Genomic DNA, 18,627 nt, shown 5'->3' on the forward strand with positions numbered 1-18,627 from the left:
TCAGGCCAGGCCGAGCAATGCCCGGGCCTGTCCCTCGGCGGCGCGGCCGTATACGCCGGCAATGATGTCGTTGCGTTGCTGCATGGGGGTGTGCTCATTCGGCGCGGGCGAAGCTGGTTCGGTGCTGCCGGAGGCAGTGGTGGCGCCGCCGCTGGCTGCTGTCTGACTGTTGCTCTCGGCACGGGTGGCCGGCTGCTGGCTGCCGGTGCCGTGTTGCTGTTGCAACTCGGCCTGAGCCTCGGCCATCAGCCGGTCGGCCTGGGCGGCGGCGCTTTTGTCGGCCTGGGACGGTTGCGCCGGTGCCAGAGCGGCGGCCTTGACCTGCTGCATTTTCTCTATGGTGGCTTGGGGGTCACCGGCCACCGGCGACATGTCCACCTGTACATGACCTTCCACCGCATATTGCTTGCCGTCGGGGCCGGTCTCGTATTCGTAATTGGGCGCGCCAGTGTGCTGACCGCCCACGGCGGCGTGTTGCTGCTCGTGAGTGCGTACCTCCTGATCCCGCAGCTTGAGATCCTGCAGCTCGGCCACTTCCTGCTCGCTCATGGGCTCGCCGGAAGGCTTGGCGGGGCGGGAGGCGGCCTCGGCGTCCGGCTGTTCGGTGCGCTCGCTCTGCTGCTCCTCGCCGACCGCTTGCTCGCCGTCGTCGGTTTTTTGCCCTTCGGTCTGTTGCGGGCCGGCCTGGTCACCGGTTTTCTGGCCACGCACATCATACAGCGTCACCTCGGCCCGATCGCGCTCCCGGCGTTGGTCGTGGCCGGCAAAGGCATCGGCCGGTTCGGCGGGGCCGACCCGTTCGCGCTGCTCGTTGTCCTGCCGGGTCTGGGCGCCGGTGAGCGGAGCGGGGGCAAAAAGCGGATCATTGAGCCGGTTATCGATGTTCATGGGCATTCCCGAATATCAATGAGCTGGCCGGGCGACAGGCGCGCCGTGCAGTGGGTTCGATTGGGTCGTTCAATTATTCACCATAATGGCGGGCGAGGAAAGGCGCGCGGGAAAAAGTTTGTCCCCTTCGGCGCCAGGCGTGCTGCATTTACAGGTCACGGGTTGCGACAGACCCATTTTGAAAAATGAAACGGCTTGTTCCGCGGCATGGAACGGCGGGCGACTGGCCCTGGATCAGGCGAACGGTTTTATTTTTTATCCATAAAAATCAGCCTTTTATGATTTACATTTGCATCCTCTTCGGTGTTGACGCCGACGACGACGAGGCTGCATCGCAACACCTTGTTGAAAACAGGGTTGACAATGATTCTCATTGGCAACAACATTCCCGCGTTTTTTGAATCTGACCTTAGCACGGAGCATGACGTTTCTATGGCTGGCTCGTCCACCCGCTTTGCCCAGGCCCCTCGCTGGGTGCGCCCGGTTCATACCTACAGTTCCATGCTGATGTTGCTGATCATGCTGTTCTTTACCGCCACCGGGCTGACCCTAAACAACCGTCAGTGGTTGCCCGAGGCCGAGCCCGAGCATGAGGCCGAGCTGGAATTGCCCGGGCTGCTCGCCGGCACGGCGCTGTGGCAACAGGATCCCATGCTGGCGGCGGGCCAGGTGTGGCAGTGGCTGAAAGCCGATCAGCAACTGGCCGGCGGCGAGGTGCGTTTCGACTGGTCCGCCGACGAGGGCGTGCTGTTTATCGACATCAAGCGGCCCGGCGGTTACAGCCTGGCGGAAGTAATCCCCGACGAGGGCACCGTCCTGCTCATCCGCCGCCAGTACGGCTGGATGGCGGTGCTCAACGACCTGCACATGGGCCGTTATGCCGGTGCCGTGTGGGGCTGGTTTATCGATATGTCCGCCGTCGTCATGCTGCTGTTCACCCTGACCGGCTTCTGGCTGGTGCTGCCCATGCGGCGCAAGCGTGGTCGCCTGCTGGCCGCCACCGGCCTGGGCACCTTGCTGATGGCCGGCCTTTACCTGCTGATCCTTTACTAAGCGGAGACTTTCATGAAAAAGCCCCTGCTGGCTCTGATGCTGTGCGCCGCCCCGGCCATGGCGCAACCGGTGAACATCGAGATCTCCCTGCCCGAAGGCAGCGGTGGCAGTCACTACCGGCCCTATGTGGCGGTCTGGGTGGAAAATGCCCAGCAAAAAACGGTGAAAACCCTGGCGGTGTGGCGCAAGGAAGACGACTGGCTGAAAGACATGCGCCGCTGGTGGCGCAAGGCCGGTCGCTATGACAAGGGCGAGCTGGACGCGGTCACCTCCGCCACCCGCAAGCCGGGGCAATACCGGCTGAGCTGGGATGGCACCGATCAGGCCGGCAAGCCGGTGGCCGCGGGTCAATACCGCATCCATGTGGAAGCGGCCCGGGAACACGGCAGCCGCAGCCTGGTGCACCAGGTTATCGAACTCGGCGGCGAGCCCGCCCGTTATCATCTCAAGCCCACGGAAGAGCTGGGCGACGTCATTATCAGCACAGGAGCACATTAACGTGAACAAGATGAAGGCCTCTATCGCCGCCCTGGCCCTGCTGGCCGGTAGCGCCGGCGCCCACCCGCTGTGGATGTTGCCCAGCGAGTTCAGCCTGTCCACCGATGAAGCCAAGTGGATTACCGTGGACGCCACCGCCTCTCACGGCGTGTTCAGCTTCGACAAGCCCGTGGGCCTGGACTATGTCACCATTTACAACCCGGCCAACGAGCCCGGCCGCATCGGCTCCTATTTCAAGGGCCAGCGCCGCAGCGTGTTCGATCTGGAGCTGACCGACAGCGGCACCTACAAGGTGGAGCTGCGTTCGCCGGAGCGCTATTTCACCCATTATGTGGTGGGCAAGCGCAACACCCAGCGCCGTATTTTCGGCAACAAGCAGGAAGTGCAGGGGCAGGTGCCCGAGGCCGCCCGTGAGGTGACCACGGTGGCGATGCAGAACATCAGCGCCTTTTACGTGACCAAACAGGGCCCGTCCCGCCAGGTGCTGGCGCCCACCGGCAAGGGCTTTGAGCTCGACGCCCTGACGCACCCCAGCGATATAGTAGTGGGTGAAGAAGCCGGGTTCCGCTTCATCTTCAACGGCGAGCCGGTCAAGGATCTCAAGGTGGAAGTGGTGCCTTACGGCACCAACTACCGGGATGATCGCCGTCAGACCGAACTGGTCACCGACGCCAAGGGCCAGGTGTACTTCACCCCCGAGCAGGGCGGCCCGCACCTGCTGAGCACCGGGATGCGCCGGCCCGTCGACAGCCCGCTGGCGGATCAGGCCGGGGTGAATTACCTGCTCACCTTTGAAGCCATGCCCGAATGAGGAAACTTCCCATGATGCGAGCCCTGCTGCTGTGTGCGGGGCTGGGGCTGGCTGCCCCGGCCCTGGCCCACTACCCGGTGATGGACTGCAGTCGCGACGGCGATACCGTGGACTGCCGCGTCGGTTACAGCGACGGCACCCTGGCCACCGGCGCCGAGGTGGTGATGTACAGCTACGACGACGACGAACTCGCCCGGGCCAAGGCCGATGCCCGCTCCGAGGTGCACTTTCCCTGGAGCGAGCGGGAGTTTTACATTCAGTTCGACGCCGGCCATGAGCAGCCGGCGGAATTTGACTATGTCGAGCTCTGAACGGAAGGCAGCCAGCCTGGAGCGGGTGTCGCCCAATGACGGCCGGCGCGAAACGGTCTGGGTCATGTTGACCCTGGCGCTGGTGCTGCTGGCGGGCGCCGCCGGCATCGCCTGGCGCCAGCAGGCCGCCACTGCCGCCGCCCCGCACACAGATCTCAACCTTGAGGGCAGCCGGCTGCTCACCGAGCTGGCCATCGCCGCCGAGGAAATTCGGTTTATGACCCCGGACGGCGAAGCCTGGCCGGGGCCGGATGAGCTGAGCGAGTCGGGAGTCCCCCCCTTTGACCGCCCCGGGCTGGCCTGGCGACAGCCGGAAGCGGCCTGCTACCTCACCACAGAGCCCACCACGGGCGCAGCCTTTGCGCTCTGGCTGGCGCCGCAAGGGGGGTTGTTTTACCACGCCGGTGGCGAGGATCTGCACCATTGCCGGGATCTGGCCCACTGGACACAAATGGATAAACCACAATGAAAAAATGGCTATTGCTCTGCGCCGGCCTGCTGCTCAGCTTTAACGCCGCGGCCAAACACCTGGTGGTGGGCATTACCCTGCATCCTTATTACAGCTATGTGAGCAAGGTGCTGGGCGACAAGGGCGAAGTGCTGCCGCTGATCCAGAGCGGCTTCAACCCCCACAGCTACGAGTTGCAACCCTCGGATCTCAAGCGTCTGTCCCGCATGGACGCCCTGGTGCTTAACGGCATCGGCCACGACGAATTCGCCATGCACGCCCTGCAGGGGCTGGAGTTGCCCAAGCTGACGCTGATAAAAGCCAACCAGGATCTGCCCCTGCTCGGTGGCGGCAACGGCGACAACAACTACAACCCGCACACCTTTGTGTCCATCGACGCCGCCATTCGTCAGCTCTATACCATAGCCCGGGAGCTGGGCCGGCTCGACCCCGACAACGCCGAGGCCTTTCAGGCCAACGCCCTGGCCTATGGCCGCGAGCTGCGGGCCATGAAAAACCGCTACCGGCGCGAGCTGCTGGAGCTGGATCTGTCCGGCATCCGCATCGCCAGTACCCACAACGCCTACGGCTACCTGCTGCAGGAGTTCGGCATCGGTATCGACACCGTCATCGAGCCGGCCCACGGGGTGGAGCCCAGCGCCAGCCAGCTACAGAAAACCATCGACCGCATTCGCGAGGCCAACATTCACCTGCTGTTTACCGAGCTCGACATGGAAAACCGCTATGTCGACACCATAGAGCAGGCCACCGGCATTCGTATCTATCACTTCTCCCACATGACCTATGGCGACTATGACCCCGAGCTGGTGAGCCGGGAGATGGAGCACAACCTGCAAACCCTGGTGAAGGCGCTGCGCTTTGCCGCCGAGGAGGCCTGATGGGACCCGACATCACCCTTGAGCGGCTGGCGCTCAGCCTGAACCGGGTGCCCATTCTGGCGCCCATGTCCGGCCACCTGGCGGCGGGCCGGCTGCACGCCATTATCGGCCCCAACGGCGCCGGCAAGTCGTCGCTGATGAAATGCCTGCTCGGGCTGCACCCCCATCAGGGGGAGATCACCCGGCACTGGCCCGGCCGGCCCGGCCGGCTGGCCTATGTGCCCCAGCTGGCCCGCTTTGAGCCTTCACTGCCCATTACCGTGGAGGAGTTCATGCTCACCACCCTGAGCCGGCGCCCGTTGTTCGGCGGCTCGCGCCGTCGCTGCCGGCCGCGCATCGAGGCCTTGCTGGCCCGGGTGGGAATGGAGCAAAAGCTGCACCTGCGGCTGGGGCAGTTGTCCGGGGGCGAGCGCCAGCGGCTGCTGTTTGCCCAGGGGCTGGAGCGCGACAGCGCGCTCTGGTTTCTGGACGAGCCCATGACCGGGCTCGACAACGAGGCTGAAGCACTGATTAACCGGGAAATTACGGCGCTCAAGGACGCCGGCGCCACCCTTCTGGTGATCCACCACGACATGAACTGGGTGCGCGGTTTTGCCGACCAGGCCTGGCTGATCGACGGCGGCCTGAGCGCTCATGGCCGGCCGCAGCGCGTGCTGTCGCACTACGCGCCCCCCGCACTGGAGGCCTGCGCCTGATGGACAGCTTGCGTCAGGGCGTATTTGCCCTTTATCAGGGCGGCTGGCTGCCTGAGATGTTTCAGTACGCCTTTCTCACCAATGCCCTGGTGGCGGCTCTGGTGATGGGCCCGCTGCTGGGGGCGCTGGGGCCCCTGGTGGTGGTCAAGCGGCTGGCGTTTTTCTCCGAGGCGGTGGGCCACGGCGCCCTCACCGGGGTGGCCCTGGGCATTCTGCTGGGTGAGCCGGCCACCCAGCCGCTGGTGGCGCTGTTCTGTTTCTGCCTGATGTTCGCCCTGCTGCTGCACTGGGTGAAGAGCCGTACCCAGGTGCCCTACGACGCCCTGGTGGGGGTCTTTCTGTCGTTCGCCATCGCCCTGGGGGCGGCGCTGCTGCTGTATGTGGCCAAGAAGGTGAACGTGCACATTCTGGAAAACGTGCTGTTCGGCTCCATCCTCACGGTCAAGGACACCGACATTCTGGTGCTGGTGGTGATCGCCATTCTGGCGCTGGGGCTGATCTGGCGCGGTGCCAACCGGGCGTTGCTGGCCAGCCTGTCGCCGGAGCTGGCCCAGACCCGGGGCATCAATGTACGGCTGTATGACTACCTGTTCGTGCTGCTGATCGCCCTGGTGACGGTGGCCTCGGTCAAGGTGGTGGGGGCCATTCTGGTGGGCGCCCTGCTGCTGATCCCCGCCACCACGGCGCGGCTGATCAGCCGCAACGGCCGCCAGTTTTTCTGGCTGTCGGTGCTGTGTTCCACTCTGAGCTGCCTGCTCGGCATAGTGCTGCCCATGGCCGGTGCCCTGCCCATTCCCTCGGGGGCGGCCATCGTCATGTTTGCCGCCGCCGGTTTTGTGCTGGCGCTGGCGTTGCGTCGCTGGAGAAGAATCGAATGATGAAAAAATGCTGTCTGTTATTGCTGCTGTGTCTGGGCGCCGGCGTCCAGGCCGCCGAGTCGCGCCCCGTGCTGGCCACGACCGTGCCGGTGCTGCACGCCCTGGGGCTGTCGCTGATGCAGGACACAGAGGTGGAGGTGGCTTACCTGCCGCCCCGGCGTCTGCCGATGAACCGCATTCCCGGCTGGCTGGGCAAAGTAAATGCCGCCGATCTGCCCGCAGCGACGGCGCTGCTGACCATGGAGTCGGTGTGGCCGGCGCTGTCCAGCTATCCGTTGCTGCGCCAGCGCAATATCGCCGTGATCCCGGTGGACGTGGCGCGGGAGCTGGCGCCCCAAGGCGCCCAGGTGACCCTGAGGCCAAACCTCGCCGAGCCCGATTACTTCTGGCTCGACACCAACAACCTGCTGCTGATGACCAATGTGGCGGCGCGGGATCTGTCCCGCATCTGGCCCGAGCAGGCCGGAAACATCGAGACTAACCGGCGGGCGCTGCAGCGGCACATTCAGCGCCAGGCCCTGGCCATGGACGAGCTGATGTTTAACGCCAACATCGGCGCTCTGGGCACCGACGACGAGCGGCTGGTGCCGCTGGTGATGGGCCTTGCTTTGCCGCGGGTGGGAAGCGAGCGGGCCGATTTGCGGCTCGATGCCGGCAAGGGAGGCGTCGAGCCCGGCCTGTGGCGGCTCGATGCCCTGACCCGCCCCGGCAAGGGGGATCTGGCCGCCTGGCTGAACGGCCTGACCGCCGGCCTGGAGCGCACCCTGGCCACCACCCCCTAATCCACATTGCCGGTGCCCGTGCTGAACGGGCGCCGGGTGGATTCGGCCCGCGCCTGTCGGGCCGGGTCAGGGCCACTTTGCTGTTCCGTTTTTAACAACACTCTGTTGCAATATTTTACATTTGAAATCCAATGATAATCATTATCATTGTTGTCGCTGCGGTCCATGCCGCCGGCAGACACCTTTCATCAATGGAAACCCATCAGGCTGTTATCAAGGAGTTCAGAACATGTCCGAGCCTTTTAACGCTCTCTTCACTCGCAACGCGCTGAGCAAGGCGCTGGGTCTGGCATTGCTGGGGGCGGGCACCGCCGCGCTGGCCGACGAGTTCACCGCCCTGGATACGGTGGTGGTCACCGCCGCCGGCTTTGAACAGAACATTGCCGAAGCCCCCGCCAGCATCTCGGTGATCAGCCGGGAAGAGCTGCAGAAAAAGGCTTATACCGACATTACGGACGCGGTAAACAACATTCCCGGTGTCTATGTCACCGGCGGCGGCAAGGCGCAGGACATCAGCATTCGTGGCATGGCGCCGGCCTACACCCTGTATCTGGTGGACGGCAAGCCGGTGTCCGCCGGTCGTTCGGTCAATACCAACGGCAGCGACGGCGGCAAGCAAATCGCGCTGCCGCCGATCTCGATGATAGAGCGCGTGGAAGTGATCCGCGGACCCATGTCCTCACTCTATGGCTCCGAAGCCATGGGCGGCGTGATCAACATCATCACCCGCAAGACCGAGGGCGACTGGCACGGCACCATCAGCAGCGATTACACCAAGTCGTTCAACGAGGTCAGCAACGACGCCCGGCAGGTGAACCTGTTTGCCGGCGGCGCCCTGATCCCCGGGCTGCTCGGCGCCCAGATCAACGGCAGCTGGCAGGGCGCCGACGAAAGCGATTTTGCCGGCGGGGATGACAGCGCCGGCAGCACGCCGGACAGCACCCGCACCAAGGGCGGTATCAAGCTGATACTGACCCCGGACGAGGCCAACGAAATTGGCCTGGCCTGGGACACGGCCGAGCTGGATGAAACCACCACGCCCGGCAAGAGCGTGGCGGCCACCGCCACCGGATCCGAAACCCGCTTTCAAAAGGACGTGTATGTGCTGTCCCACGACGGCCATTACGGCGATCTGATGCTCAGCAGTTATCTGCAGCACGATGTGTCGGAGCGGATACAGGATCTGACCAAGCGGGAAGAAGTCACCATTTTCAACACCCAGGGCAGCTATTTCTGGCGTGACCATGTGCTGACCCTGGGCGGCCAGTACAAGTTTGAAGACTTTACCGATGAAACCAACGGCCTGCTGACCAGCGGGGTGCCCGGCGCCGTGGCCCAGGTAGATCGCTGGATTGCGGCCCTCTATGCCGAGGCAGAGTGGGCGCTGACCGACAGGCTCAACCTGACCACGGGCCTGCGCTACGACGATGACGAGCTGTTTGGTGGTCACCTGTCGCCCCGGGTCTATACCACCTATCACCTGACTCCGGAGTGGACCCTGAAGGGCGGTGTGTCCACCGGCTACAAGCAACCCGGGCTGGCCGAGGCCACCGAGGGCTTTGGCCGCGGCACCGGCGGCGGCGGTTCACCTGCGCCTCACCCGCGGGCCCTGATCATCGGCAACCCGGATCTGCAGCCGGAGAAGAGCACCAGCTATGAGGCCGGTTTTGTCTACCAGAGCCAGCAGCTGGGGCTGAACACCAGCCTGATGGTGTTCCGCACCGAGTTCAAGGACAAGATAGCGGAAGACAGGTTCTGCGAGCCCGGCGGCGATCGTAATGATCCCGGCACCTGGCAGTGCGCGTTTGAGGGCAACAACTACCTGTTCCTCAGTACCCGCAAGAACATCGACGAGGCCGTGATGCAGGGCCTTGAGCTGAGCCTGGACTACGACCTGACCCGGGACCTGCACCTGAGCTCCAGCTACACCTACACAGAGTCGGAGCAGAAAAGCGGCGAGTTTGCGGGCGAGCCCCTCAACAAGGTGCCGGAGCACATGGCCAATGTCAGCCTCGACTGGCAAAGCAACGACCGGCTCAACCTGTGGACTCAGGCCAACTACCGGGGCGAAACCAGCGATTTTCTCAGCCGCACCAGCATGGACGAGGGCACGCCGAGTTATACCTTCTTTGATGCGGGCCTGGTCTATGGGCTGACGCCGACCACGGATCTGACCGCCGGTATTTACAACATTGCCGACAAGGAAGTTACCAACGAGACCTATGGCGCCGTGCTGGACGGTCGCCGGGTCAACCTGGGCATCAGCATTAACTTCTGAGGCGTACCGCGCCCGTGAGCGCGTCGAGTGATGAGGTTGGAAGCGGTCGGCGGTTTGCCGGTCGCTTCGTTTAATAGGGCGCTCACACCGGTTAAAGTGAAGCGGTTCTCATTTCCATTAATCCGCGCCGTTTCTGCCTGAGTCAGACTGGCGCGGTGATTGATTCAATTGTCGGGTGGAGGTATGCATGCAGGATTTACAGGAGCTGGAGGGGTTTACCGCCGTCATGGCCTGCGGCAGCCTGACCGAAGCCGCGCAGCGGCTGGGCTTGCCCAAGTCCACCCTGAGCCGGCGACTGAGCCAGCTGGAAGCCCGGTTGGGTCAGCCCTTGCTGCACCGCAGGGGCAACCGGCTGCAGGCCACGGAGGCGGGGTTGCTGTTCGAGCGCTACAGCCGGCAGATGCTGCGGCTGGCCGAGCAGGGCCGTCAGGCCATGGACGACTTGCGCGAAGAGGTCAGCGGCGAGCTGGTGGTGCGGATGCACAGCAGTTGTCTGCGCGGCTGGTTTCCCCAGGCCCTGGAGCAGTTTCTGGCTGACTACCCCGGCGCGCGCATTTCCCTGCACACGGAAACGCGGCCGCCCAAGGCCGGTGAGGGCCAGGGAGACATCTGGTTGTGGGTGGGGCCGGATCCGGAGTGTGGCCTGCGCCACGAGACCCTCTGTTACTGGCCCTGCCGCCTGTACGCCAGCCCCGATTACCTGGCCGGCAGGGAGCCGCCGGGCCATCCGCGCGAGCTGTCGGCGCACGCCTGGGTGGACTGGCTGGGGGAAACCGGGGAAGGCCTGACGCTACGTCACCATGATGAAGGGGACTACACCTTGCAGCCGCCGCCGTCCCGGCTGATCGTGGACAACCACATGCTGCAGCTGGATGCCATTGTTCGCGGCCTCGGGATTGGTGTTTTGCCGGTGCGCTTTGCCGAGGGATATCAGGCCGCCCATCCGGGCCGGTTGCTGGCCTGCCTGCCCGAATGGCGGCTGCGGCCGTTACCGGTGGGTTTGTTGTATTCCTTTGGGCGGCAGCCCAAAAAGAGCACCGCCTTGCTGGCCCATCTGCGACGAGCCTTACCCGATGAATGGCGTGGCCGGCACGACGGCGAAGGTTAACAGCACAGCCGCTGGCGCATTTGAGGCGTGCCTTGCCTGATGAATGGCGAGGCCAGCACGGCAGCGAGGCCTAGCAGCACAACCGCTGGCGTTCGGGGCGGTTCCCCATTTGCTGCAGCCGCTCCAGGGCGACCGTCACCTGGGAGTGATAATAGTGATGGGTGTGTTGCAGTATGGCCTGGGCGCCGGCGTCCAGCGCCGGCGACAGCCGGTAATAGACCCATTGGCCCTCGCGGCGGTCGGCCAGCAGGCCGCTCTGGCGCAGCAGGGCCAGGTGGCGGGAGATTTTGGGCTGGCTCAGGTTCAGGGCGTGGGTCATTTCACAGACGCACACCTCTCCTTCGGCCATGATCAGCAGCACCAGCTGCAACCGGGTATCGTCGGCCAGGGCTTTGAACAGCGGCAGGGGCGAGCTTACCACAGGGTTTTCTCCTGCCGGTCCTGAACCAGCACCAGCAGCTTGATGCGCTCGTAAATTTCCTGGGTAATCTTGGTGGCGTTGGCCTGGCTGCAGCAGGGGGCATCTTCAAAGTGCCAGGCCATGTGGCGTGCCGCCGGCACCGCCTGGGCGGCGGCCTCGGCCTGCTCGCACAGGCTGATGACGATATCGAAATATTCACCTTCCACCGCATCAAGCCCCTTGCAGACCAGGCCTTCGGTGCTTACCCCCAGTTTGTGCAGCGCAGCCAGGGCGTTGGCGTCCGTTTGTGTGGGCTCCACGCCGGCGCTCATTACCCGGTAGCGGTCGGCTGCCAGGTGTTTGAGCAGCGCCTCGGCGATGGGCGAGCACACACCATTGCTGTGGCAGACAAAAAGCACGGAAGTCATGACATAGCCCGTTTCCAGAAGAATGCGCTCATCTTATATACGGACTTTCGCATGTCAACGCTGCTGTCATGTCGCTGTCATATTTTGCGTCCTGAGTCAGAGGCCGAGCCGCCTTAACTGTGCCGCCAGCCGGTGGGCGCTGGTAAAGGCCGCCTCCACCCGGCCGCCCAGGCACCAGTCACCGCAGGCGGCCAGTCGGTGCGTGGCACTCAGCACATAGCCCGGGGGATCATTGTCCACGTCTGTGGCCAGGGCGTAGCGCCAGCGGTGCAGGTGCGCTTCCTGCACCGCTGGCGCTGTTACGCCGGTCAGGGCGCAGAATTCGGCGGTGAGCCGCTCCCGCACCGAGTCCTGATCGTCTTCGAGGTGGGCGGCGGCCCAGTCGGCGCTGCTGTGGGCTACCACGGCCCCCAGATGGCGGTCGCGTCCGGGCAGACGGTGGTTAAAGGCAATCCAGCGCAGGGGCGAGCTGTTCACCTGGGCGGCATCCCACACCGGCAAGTCTTCGTCATGCACCTTCAGCATCAGGGCGTAGCAGGGCTGCATGCCAAAGCCGGACCAGGTGTCGGCGGCAAAGGGCAGCAGGACCTGCGTTTGCGGCAACGGCGCCGAGCTGATGACCCAGTCGAACTCGCCCAGCTCTTCTGCCCGGTCATCAAGCAGCCGCCACTTTCCGGCCTGCTGCGCCAGGGTTTCCACCCGGGTTTGCAGGACGATGTTGAGGCCCGGGCTCATGGCCTTGAGCAGGCCGTTCATACCCGGGGTGGCCACGTAGTGGGGCTCGAACCAGGGCCGTTTGTACGGTGCCTGACTGGGGGATAGCGTGGTGATGTTGGGCTGCCATTCCACCACGGCGCCCTCTGCGATAAACGGCTTGAGCAGGGCTCTGAAGGCGCGGGAGCGGGCGGTAAAAAACTGGGCGCCGTGATCCCAGCGGTGCCGGTCGCGGCGGCGGGTAGACATGCGTCCGCCCAGACCCCGGGCCTTTTCAAACAGGGTGATGTGAGCATGCCCGCTCAGCTCCCGGGCCAGGGTGAGGCCTGCCAGGCCGGCGCCGATAATGGCGATGTTGGGTTTCATTTTTGTCCTTGTGTGCAGGTATGGTGTGTAGTGAAACGAATAAGGTCATGGTTTGTTAGGACCAAAACAGGTCCACTTTGCTTTCAGTATTTTTTCGCGCCGGCGCCGCGTTTTTCACCGCAGACGGCATTACAATGAAGGCTTTGCGATGGCCAGAACAGGGTGAACATGGACATACCGACACGGATCAAGCGGCAAACCTGCATGGACTGCCTGAGCGGCCATTCCCTGGGGTTTGATATTAAAATGGCGTTTCAGCCCATTATCGACTGGCAGCAGCAGGATATTTTTGCCTACGAGGCACTGGTGCGGGGCCCACAGGGGCAGGGGGCCGGCTGGGTGTTTGAGCGCGTCAACGACGACAACAAGTACTATTTTGATCAGATGTGCCGGGTCAGGGCCATTGAAACCGCCGCCCGTCTGGGCTGCGACCGGCTGCTCAGCATCAATTTTCTGCCCAATGCCATTTACAATCCCGATACCTGCATTCGTGCCACCATCGAAGCCTCTGAGCAGTATGGCTTTGATCTGAAAAAGATTATTTTCGAAGTCAGCGAAGGCGAGCGCATTGTCAGCCAGCAAAAGCTCAAACGAATTTTCGAGTCTTACGCCCGTTACGGTTTTTATACCGCCATCGACGATTACGGCGCCGGCTTTACCAGCCCGGAATGGCTGCACAGCCTCAAGCCCGCCATCGTCAAGCTCGACATGGACATGGTGCGCGATATTCACCAGGATCCGGTCAGACAGCAGCGGCTGGCCGAGGCGCAGCGGGTGTGTGCCGAGCTGGGCGCGCTGGTGCTGGCCGAAGGCATAGAAACCGTGGACGAGCGGGACTACCTGGTCGGGGCCGGGGTGCGCTATCTGCAGGGCTACCTGTTTGCCCGCCCCATGCTGGAAGCGCTGTCCGGTCCCGGCCAGATCAGAGGATGGCACTGAACCGGCAGCTGGAAGACGACCATGGATGGAATGTACTCACGGGAACTGCTCAGGCTGCAGGCGGAAAATGAACGGTTAAAGCGCATTGCCGCCGACGCCCGGGAAAAGCTGGAAGCGGCCATGGACGGCACCGGCCTGTGCGTGTGGCAACTGCATGTGCCCAGCGGCAAGCTGATTATTTTCAACCGGCGCTGGGGCTCCATGCTGGGGTTTCAGCCCAAGGAGCTGGAAGCCAGCTTTGAGGTATGGAAAGCCCACCTGCACCCGGAAGACCGGGAAGAGGTGCTCAGGCACTTTTTTGATCACCTGCACGGGCGCAGCCCCTTTTACGAGGTGCAGCACCGCATGGTAGCCAAGAACGGTGCCATTACCTGGGTGCAGGACAGAGGCAGGGTGGTGGAGTGGGATACACGGGGCCGGCCGCTGCGCGTGATGGGCACCCATATCGACATCACCCAGGAAAAGGAATACGAGCAGGCCCTGTCGCGCCTGGCCCACAAGGATCCGCTTACCGGCCTGCTTAACCGCAGTGGCCTGATTGAACGTTTCAGAACGCTCAGGCGTGAGGGCGAGCTGACCCTGTGCTTTATCGATCTCGACGATTTCAAACGCGTTAACGACACCCTTGGCCACCGCGCCGGCGACAGGCTGCTGGTGCAGCTCACCGAGCGGCTGCGCCGGCTGTGCCCGCCGGAAGTGGTGCTGGGCCGGCTGGGGGGCGACGAGTTTGTGCTGCTGCTGCCCTGGCCAGTGCACCGGCCGCACACCCGGCAACTGGCCCAGGCCTGCATCGACTGCCTGGACGAGCCCTTCGAGCTGGACAACGGCGAGGGACAGGTGGGCATGAGCATGGGGGTGGAAGGGGTGCGCGAGCCCGACGACTTCGCCGATGTCATGGCCCGGGCCGACGCCGCCATGTATCAGGTGAAACGCGCCGGCAAGCGCGGCATGGCCTTTAACACCGGGCCGGTTGCCGGGCATCTGGCAGGGAGCGAGCGTCAGCGTCACGCCGGCTGACTCCGGCTATTTTTGTCCGGCCGGCAGCGGCGGTGCCGCCATGGCCTCGCCGTCATAGCCCTTAACCTTGCCAAACCGGGGGCTGCCCGCCTGCCAGTCGGCCAGGGCCTCGGCAATCTCGGCCTCGCTGTGGCCCACCAGATTCCACCAGATATAAATGCGCTCTTCGAGCGGCTCGCCCCCGAGCAACAGCACCCGGGCGCTTTCTTCCAGGCTTAGCTCAAGGCGGTCTTGCGCCGTCCGCACATAGACCAGCTCATTGGGGCCGGTCCACTCACCGTCCAGCTCCATACCGCCTTCCAGCACCAGCAGGCCGTATTCAAACTCCGGCCGTAGCGCCAGGGTCAGGGTGGTGGGCTGACGGGCGTGCAAATCCAGCCCCACCAGAGGGGAAAACAACAGCGTCGGCGCCCTGTGGCCGGCGTATTCGCCCGCCAGCAGGGTAAAACATACGCCCCGTTGCGACCACATGGGCAGCCGGGGGTAATGATCAAAGCGGGGCGGCGTGTGCCGGTCGGCGTAGGGCAGGGCAATCCACAACTGGGCCGCGTGCAGTTCACGCTCGCCGGCCACCGACTCCTCGCTGTGGGCAATGCCCCGGCCGGCGGTCATCAGGTTGACCTGGCCGGGCTGAATGATCTGCTCGTGGCCCAGGCTGTCTCTGTGCAGCACCCGTCCCCTGATCATCCAGGTAAAGGTTTGCAGACCGATGTGGGGATGGGGCCCCACCCGCAGGCCCGGCTCGCCGGCGGCAAAGTGTGAGGGGCCGGCATGATCGAGAAAACACCAGGCACCGATCAGCCGGCGCTGGCGTACCGGCAGCAGGCGGGTCACCGGAATGCCGCCCACCCTGGAGTGACGGGCGGGCAGTCGTTCGAACGGGCTCATTATGGCTCCTTGATGCAGTAATGGCTTCCTTGTTCAGCATAGCGACAAAGCGGCGGGCACAAAAAAGGCCCCGCCATGCGGGGCCAAACCAGACTTACAACCAGACTACCGAGAAATCATTTGCTCATCAGCTCGGGCACATCGCACTCCTGAGGCGCGATGGCGTGGGGCAGGGCATGGCCGGTGGGCTGGCGCAGGCCAATAATCACCTGCCAGGTTACCGCCAGGGCACCGACGATAAACACCACGTCGCCAAAGGTGCGCACCCAGCGCAGGGTTTGCAGCAGGCCCTGCTGCATAAAGCTCTCGCTGCGGGCATACCAGAGGCCTTCGCTGGCGCTGGCCACAAACTGAATGATCCCCACCGGCAGCACGCTGGTAAACAGCATCAGCACCAGGCCGCCGTTCATCCACCAGAAAGCGGTTTTCATCAGCGACTCGTTAAACACCATGTTGGGGCGAATGTAGCGCAGCACCAGCAGGGCAAAGCCCAGGGCCAGGAAGCCATACACACCGAACAGGGCCGCATGAGCGTGAGTGGCCGTGGTGTTCAGACCCTGAATGTAATAGAGCGCCACCGGGGGGTTGATCATAAAGCCCAGCACACCGGCGCCCAGCATGTTCCAGAACGCCACCGCCACAAAGAACATCAGCGGCCATTTCACATTTTCCATCCAGGGGGCGCTGTTCTTCAGGCGCCAGTTTTCCCAGGCTTCGTAACCCAGCACTATCAGGGGCACTACTTCCAGGGCGCTGAAGGTGGCGCCCACCGCCATCACCGGGGTGGTGGTGCCGGAGAAATACAGGTGGTGGAAGGTACCGGGAATGCCGCCCAGCATAAACAGTGAGGCCGAGGCCAGGCTGGCGGTGGTGGCGGCGCGGCGGGACACCAGCCCCATGCTGCAGAAGATAAAGGCCAGGGCGGTGGTGGCGAACACCTCAAAGAAGCCTTCCACCCACAGGTGCACAATCCACCAGCGCCAGTATTCCATGACCGAGATATGGGTGCGTTCGCCGTAGAAGAAGCCGGCACCGTAAAACAGGCCGATGGCGGCGCAGGAAGCGGTGAGCAGGGCCAGCAGGTTGCGGTCGCCGGGCTGGCGCAGCGCCGGTACCACGCCGCGCAGCATCAGCACCAGCCACAGCACGATGCCGGTGAACTTGCCAATCTGCCACAGCCGGCCCAGATCCACATATTCATAGCCCTGATGACCCAGCCAGAAGTTAAGGTTGGCGGGCATGATTTGCGCAATGGCCAGATAGTTGCCGGCAAAGCTGCCCACCACCACGGCCACCAGCGCCCAGAACAGCACGTTGACCCCCAGCGCCTGATATTTGGGATCCTTGCCGCCGTTGATGATGGGCGCGAGGAACAGGCCGGCGGCGAGAAAGCCGGTGGCAATCCAGAACAGGGCGCTCTGAATGTGCCAGGTGCGCAGCAGCGAATAGGGGAACCACTTCGACAGCTCAATGCCGTAGAAATGCTGGCCTTCCACCGTGTAGTGAGCAGTGGCGCCCCCCAGCAGCACCTGAAAGGTAAACAGCGCCACCACCAGGAATACATACTTGCCCAGGGCCTTTTGCGACGGAGTCAGTTTAAAGCTGGTGAGCGGATCTTTCGCCGGGGCTTTGGGCTCGGCTTCCTCTTCCTTGCGCAGGAACGACCAGGCCCACACCAGGCCGCCCACGCCGGCGATCAGCAGTACCACGCTGACGATGGACCAGACAATGTTCTCGGCGGTGGGCTTGTTGCCGATCAGCGGCTCATGGGGCCAGTTGTTGGTGTAGGTGGCGGTGCTGTCCGGGCGCTCGGTAGAGGCGGCCCAGGCGGTCCAGAAGAAGAAGTTGGTCATATCCGCCCGGCGCTCGGCGCTGGGCAGGGTATTCTCCTTCATGGCAAAGCTCTGGCGGGTGCCTCTGAGTGTCGGGTCGTCGCCGAACAGCTTGTCGTAATAGGCGGCGGTATCGGCCATGGCCTGAGCACGACGTTCCGACAACACCAGTACATCGGTTTCGGCGTCATAGCCGTTGCGGCGGTATTCCTGCTTCAGCCGGTGTTGCAGCACCGCCTGCTGCTCGCCGTCGAGGTTGCCATAGCCGGTGCCGAATTCCTCCTGCGCGGCCAGCTCCAGCCAGGCCATCAGCTCCCGGTGCAGCCAGTCGGCGGTCCAGTCCGGTGCCTGATAGGCACCGTGCCCCCAGATTGAGCCCAGTTGCATGCCACCTACCGACTGCCAGGCGGTCTGACCGTCGAGAATGCCGTCGTGGGTGGTGAGCAGGGTGCCGTTTTCGGTGACCACCTGAGCGGGAATGGGGGGAGCCACCCGGTACACTTCGCGGCCAAAATAGCCAAGAACGGAAAAGGTAATGCCGAGGATCACGATTAGCAGGATCCACAGGCGACGATAATTAGCCATGCTGCACCTCCTGGCGCTGAGCAGAGTTGAACAGAATGTTGTTTTCCAGATGAATGTGCTGCATCAGATCGGTTTGCAGCTCGTTAATGCCGGTATACAGTGCCTGCCAGCTGGCGCAGGCACCGGCAGGCAGGGAAAAGTCGTGGGTAAGCCGGGCCAGCCGGGCCAGCGCCTCGCCGTGGTCGTCGTGCTCCATGCGCATCACGCTGATCGGCCCCTGGGCAGGGGCAAACAGGCCACGGCGCAGCATGGGGAACAAAATCTGCTCCTCCTTCTGCATATGGCTTTCCAGCTCCTGGCGCATGGCCTCCAGGTGCTCCGCCAGTCCTTTGGGGCAGAGGGGGTTGTCTTCGTGCACCGCTTCCACCCGCCGGGCCAGTTGCACCAGCTCGGGTAGCTGCTGGCGGTGCACCTGATGATAACGGGCCAGAATATGATCAATCAGCTCATTGGTGCCGGCCTCGGCCCAGTTGATGTCGCTTTCGTTACGGGCCGGCAGGGCTTCCAGCCGGGCGAGCACCTCGGCGCTGTCGAGGCCGCGCTCCGCCAGCGCCTCGCTCAGCAGGGCATGGCCGCCGCAGCAATAATCCAGCCGGTAATGATGAAATACCCGGGTGGCCCCCGGAAGGTCCCGGGCCAGTGCGGCCAGGGAGTGATTGAGCAGGCTCATGAGATGGCTCCTTGTACATGTTACCCTTGCTCAATAAGTGGCAAGTTATGTGCCACTTTCTAAGTTATTGATTTAAGTTGTTATTAATTTTTTGTGGTGTTTTTTACCCTGCTGGAATAGGGTGTATAAAACCCTTTAA

Annotated in this window: 20 protein-coding genes; 13 read left to right on the top strand and 7 right to left on the bottom strand. The window is 63.6% G+C overall.

The features are described 5' to 3' along the window. On the bottom strand, window positions 1–888 hold the full coding sequence (locus tag PU634_RS00245) for a putative metalloprotease CJM1_0395 family protein (RefSeq protein WP_306762086.1): 888 nt from the start codon (window positions 886–888) through the stop codon (window positions 1–3). A 432-nt stretch (window positions 889–1,320) separates the two neighbouring features. Between PU634_RS00245 and PU634_RS00250 the strand changes: the two genes are divergently transcribed. From PU634_RS00250 to PU634_RS00300, 11 genes are all read left to right on the top strand, one after another. Then, complete coding sequence (locus PU634_RS00250) at window positions 1,321–1,941, top strand: PepSY-associated TM helix domain-containing protein (protein WP_306762087.1); 621 nt, start codon at window positions 1,321–1,323, stop codon at window positions 1,939–1,941. A gap of 12 nt (window positions 1,942–1,953) precedes the next feature. After that, the gene (locus PU634_RS00255) at window positions 1,954–2,439 is read left to right on the top strand and encodes a DUF2271 domain-containing protein (RefSeq protein WP_306762088.1); all 486 of its coding nucleotides are present in this window, start codon (window positions 1,954–1,956) and stop codon (window positions 2,437–2,439) included. Between the two features lie 10 nt (window positions 2,440–2,449). Further along, window positions 2,450–3,250, top strand: a complete 801-nt coding sequence (locus PU634_RS00260) for a DUF4198 domain-containing protein (protein ID WP_306763632.1) — start codon at window positions 2,450–2,452, stop codon at window positions 3,248–3,250. Window positions 3,251–3,261: 11 nt separating this feature from the next. Next, window positions 3,262–3,561, top strand: coding sequence for a hypothetical protein (locus PU634_RS00265; protein ID WP_306762089.1), 300 nt, complete (start codon window positions 3,262–3,264; stop codon window positions 3,559–3,561). Beyond that, entirely contained in the window at window positions 3,548–4,030 is a 483-nt protein-coding gene (locus PU634_RS00270; RefSeq protein ID WP_306762090.1) for a DUF6162 family protein, read from the top strand. The genes PU634_RS00265 and PU634_RS00270 overlap by 14 nt, the downstream gene beginning before the upstream one ends. Further along, a complete protein-coding gene (locus PU634_RS00275) occupies window positions 4,027–4,908 on the top strand; it encodes a metal ABC transporter solute-binding protein, Zn/Mn family (protein ID WP_306762091.1) in 882 nt (293 codons plus the stop codon). The genes PU634_RS00270 and PU634_RS00275 overlap by 4 nt, the downstream gene beginning before the upstream one ends. Continuing rightward, a complete protein-coding gene (locus PU634_RS00280) occupies window positions 4,908–5,603 on the top strand; it encodes a metal ABC transporter ATP-binding protein (RefSeq protein WP_306762092.1) in 696 nt (231 codons plus the stop codon). Before PU634_RS00275 ends, PU634_RS00280 begins: the two co-directional genes overlap by 1 nt. Further along, window positions 5,603–6,481, top strand: coding sequence for a metal ABC transporter permease (locus tag PU634_RS00285; RefSeq protein WP_306762093.1), 879 nt, complete (start codon window positions 5,603–5,605; stop codon window positions 6,479–6,481). Before PU634_RS00280 ends, PU634_RS00285 begins: the two co-directional genes overlap by 1 nt. Then, window positions 6,478–7,263 (top strand): hypothetical protein, encoded by a 786-nt coding sequence (locus PU634_RS00290; RefSeq protein ID WP_306762094.1) that lies wholly within the window; start codon window positions 6,478–6,480, stop codon window positions 7,261–7,263. Before PU634_RS00285 ends, PU634_RS00290 begins: the two co-directional genes overlap by 4 nt. A 229-nt stretch (window positions 7,264–7,492) precedes the next feature. Then, window positions 7,493–9,541 carry a TonB-dependent receptor domain-containing protein gene (locus tag PU634_RS00295; protein WP_306762095.1) on the top strand — a complete coding sequence of 683 codons (2,049 nt, stop codon included), beginning with the start codon at window positions 7,493–7,495 and terminating at the stop codon, window positions 9,539–9,541. A gap of 187 nt (window positions 9,542–9,728) precedes the next feature. Continuing rightward, complete coding sequence (locus tag PU634_RS00300; RefSeq protein ID WP_306762096.1) at window positions 9,729–10,649, top strand: LysR family transcriptional regulator; 921 nt, start codon at window positions 9,729–9,731, stop codon at window positions 10,647–10,649. A 70-nt stretch (window positions 10,650–10,719) separates the two neighbouring features. On the opposite strand, the gene PU634_RS00305 is transcribed toward PU634_RS00300, so the two are convergent. The 3 genes from PU634_RS00305 to PU634_RS00315 all read right to left on the bottom strand — a co-directional run bounded on the left by PU634_RS00305 (window position 10,720) and on the right by PU634_RS00315 (window position 12,557). Next, on the bottom strand, window positions 10,720–11,070 hold the full coding sequence (locus PU634_RS00305) for a metalloregulator ArsR/SmtB family transcription factor (protein WP_306762097.1): 351 nt from the start codon (window positions 11,068–11,070) through the stop codon (window positions 10,720–10,722). Then, entirely contained in the window at window positions 11,064–11,477 is a 414-nt protein-coding gene (locus PU634_RS00310; RefSeq protein ID WP_306762098.1) for an arsenate-mycothiol transferase ArsC, read from the bottom strand. Before PU634_RS00310 ends, PU634_RS00305 begins: the two co-directional genes overlap by 7 nt. Before the next feature lie 96 nt (window positions 11,478–11,573). Further along, window positions 11,574–12,557 carry an NAD(P)/FAD-dependent oxidoreductase gene (locus PU634_RS00315; RefSeq protein ID WP_306762099.1) on the bottom strand — a complete coding sequence of 328 codons (984 nt, stop codon included), beginning with the start codon at window positions 12,555–12,557 and terminating at the stop codon, window positions 11,574–11,576. 168 nt (window positions 12,558–12,725) lie between these two features. Here PU634_RS00315 and PU634_RS00320 point away from each other — a divergent pair, with 168 nt between their 5' ends. Next, window positions 12,726–13,496, top strand: coding sequence for an EAL domain-containing protein (locus PU634_RS00320; protein WP_306762100.1), 771 nt, complete (start codon window positions 12,726–12,728; stop codon window positions 13,494–13,496). 21 nt (window positions 13,497–13,517) lie between these two features. Then, a complete protein-coding gene (locus PU634_RS00325; RefSeq protein WP_371319613.1) occupies window positions 13,518–14,513 on the top strand; it encodes a diguanylate cyclase domain-containing protein in 996 nt (331 codons plus the stop codon). Between the two features lie 6 nt (window positions 14,514–14,519). On the opposite strand, the gene PU634_RS00330 is transcribed toward PU634_RS00325, so the two are convergent. The 3 genes from PU634_RS00330 to ytfE all read right to left on the bottom strand — a co-directional run bounded on the left by PU634_RS00330 (window position 14,520) and on the right by ytfE (window position 18,488). Next, window positions 14,520–15,401: a pirin family protein gene (locus PU634_RS00330; protein WP_306762101.1), complete on the bottom strand. Its 882-nt coding sequence runs from the start codon at window positions 15,399–15,401 to the stop codon at window positions 14,520–14,522. 116 nt (window positions 15,402–15,517) lie between these two features. Further along, window positions 15,518–17,818 carry a nitric-oxide reductase large subunit gene (locus tag PU634_RS00335; protein ID WP_306762102.1) on the bottom strand — a complete coding sequence of 767 codons (2,301 nt, stop codon included), beginning with the start codon at window positions 17,816–17,818 and terminating at the stop codon, window positions 15,518–15,520. Next, entirely contained in the window at window positions 17,811–18,488 is a 678-nt protein-coding gene (gene ytfE / locus PU634_RS00340) for an iron-sulfur cluster repair protein YtfE (protein WP_306762103.1), read from the bottom strand. Before ytfE ends, PU634_RS00335 begins: the two co-directional genes overlap by 8 nt. Between the last annotated feature and the right edge of the window lie 139 nt (window positions 18,489–18,627).

The organism is Oceanimonas pelagia (genome assembly GCF_030849025.1).
Taxonomy (GTDB): domain Bacteria; phylum Pseudomonadota; class Gammaproteobacteria; order Enterobacterales; family Aeromonadaceae; genus Oceanimonas; species Oceanimonas pelagia.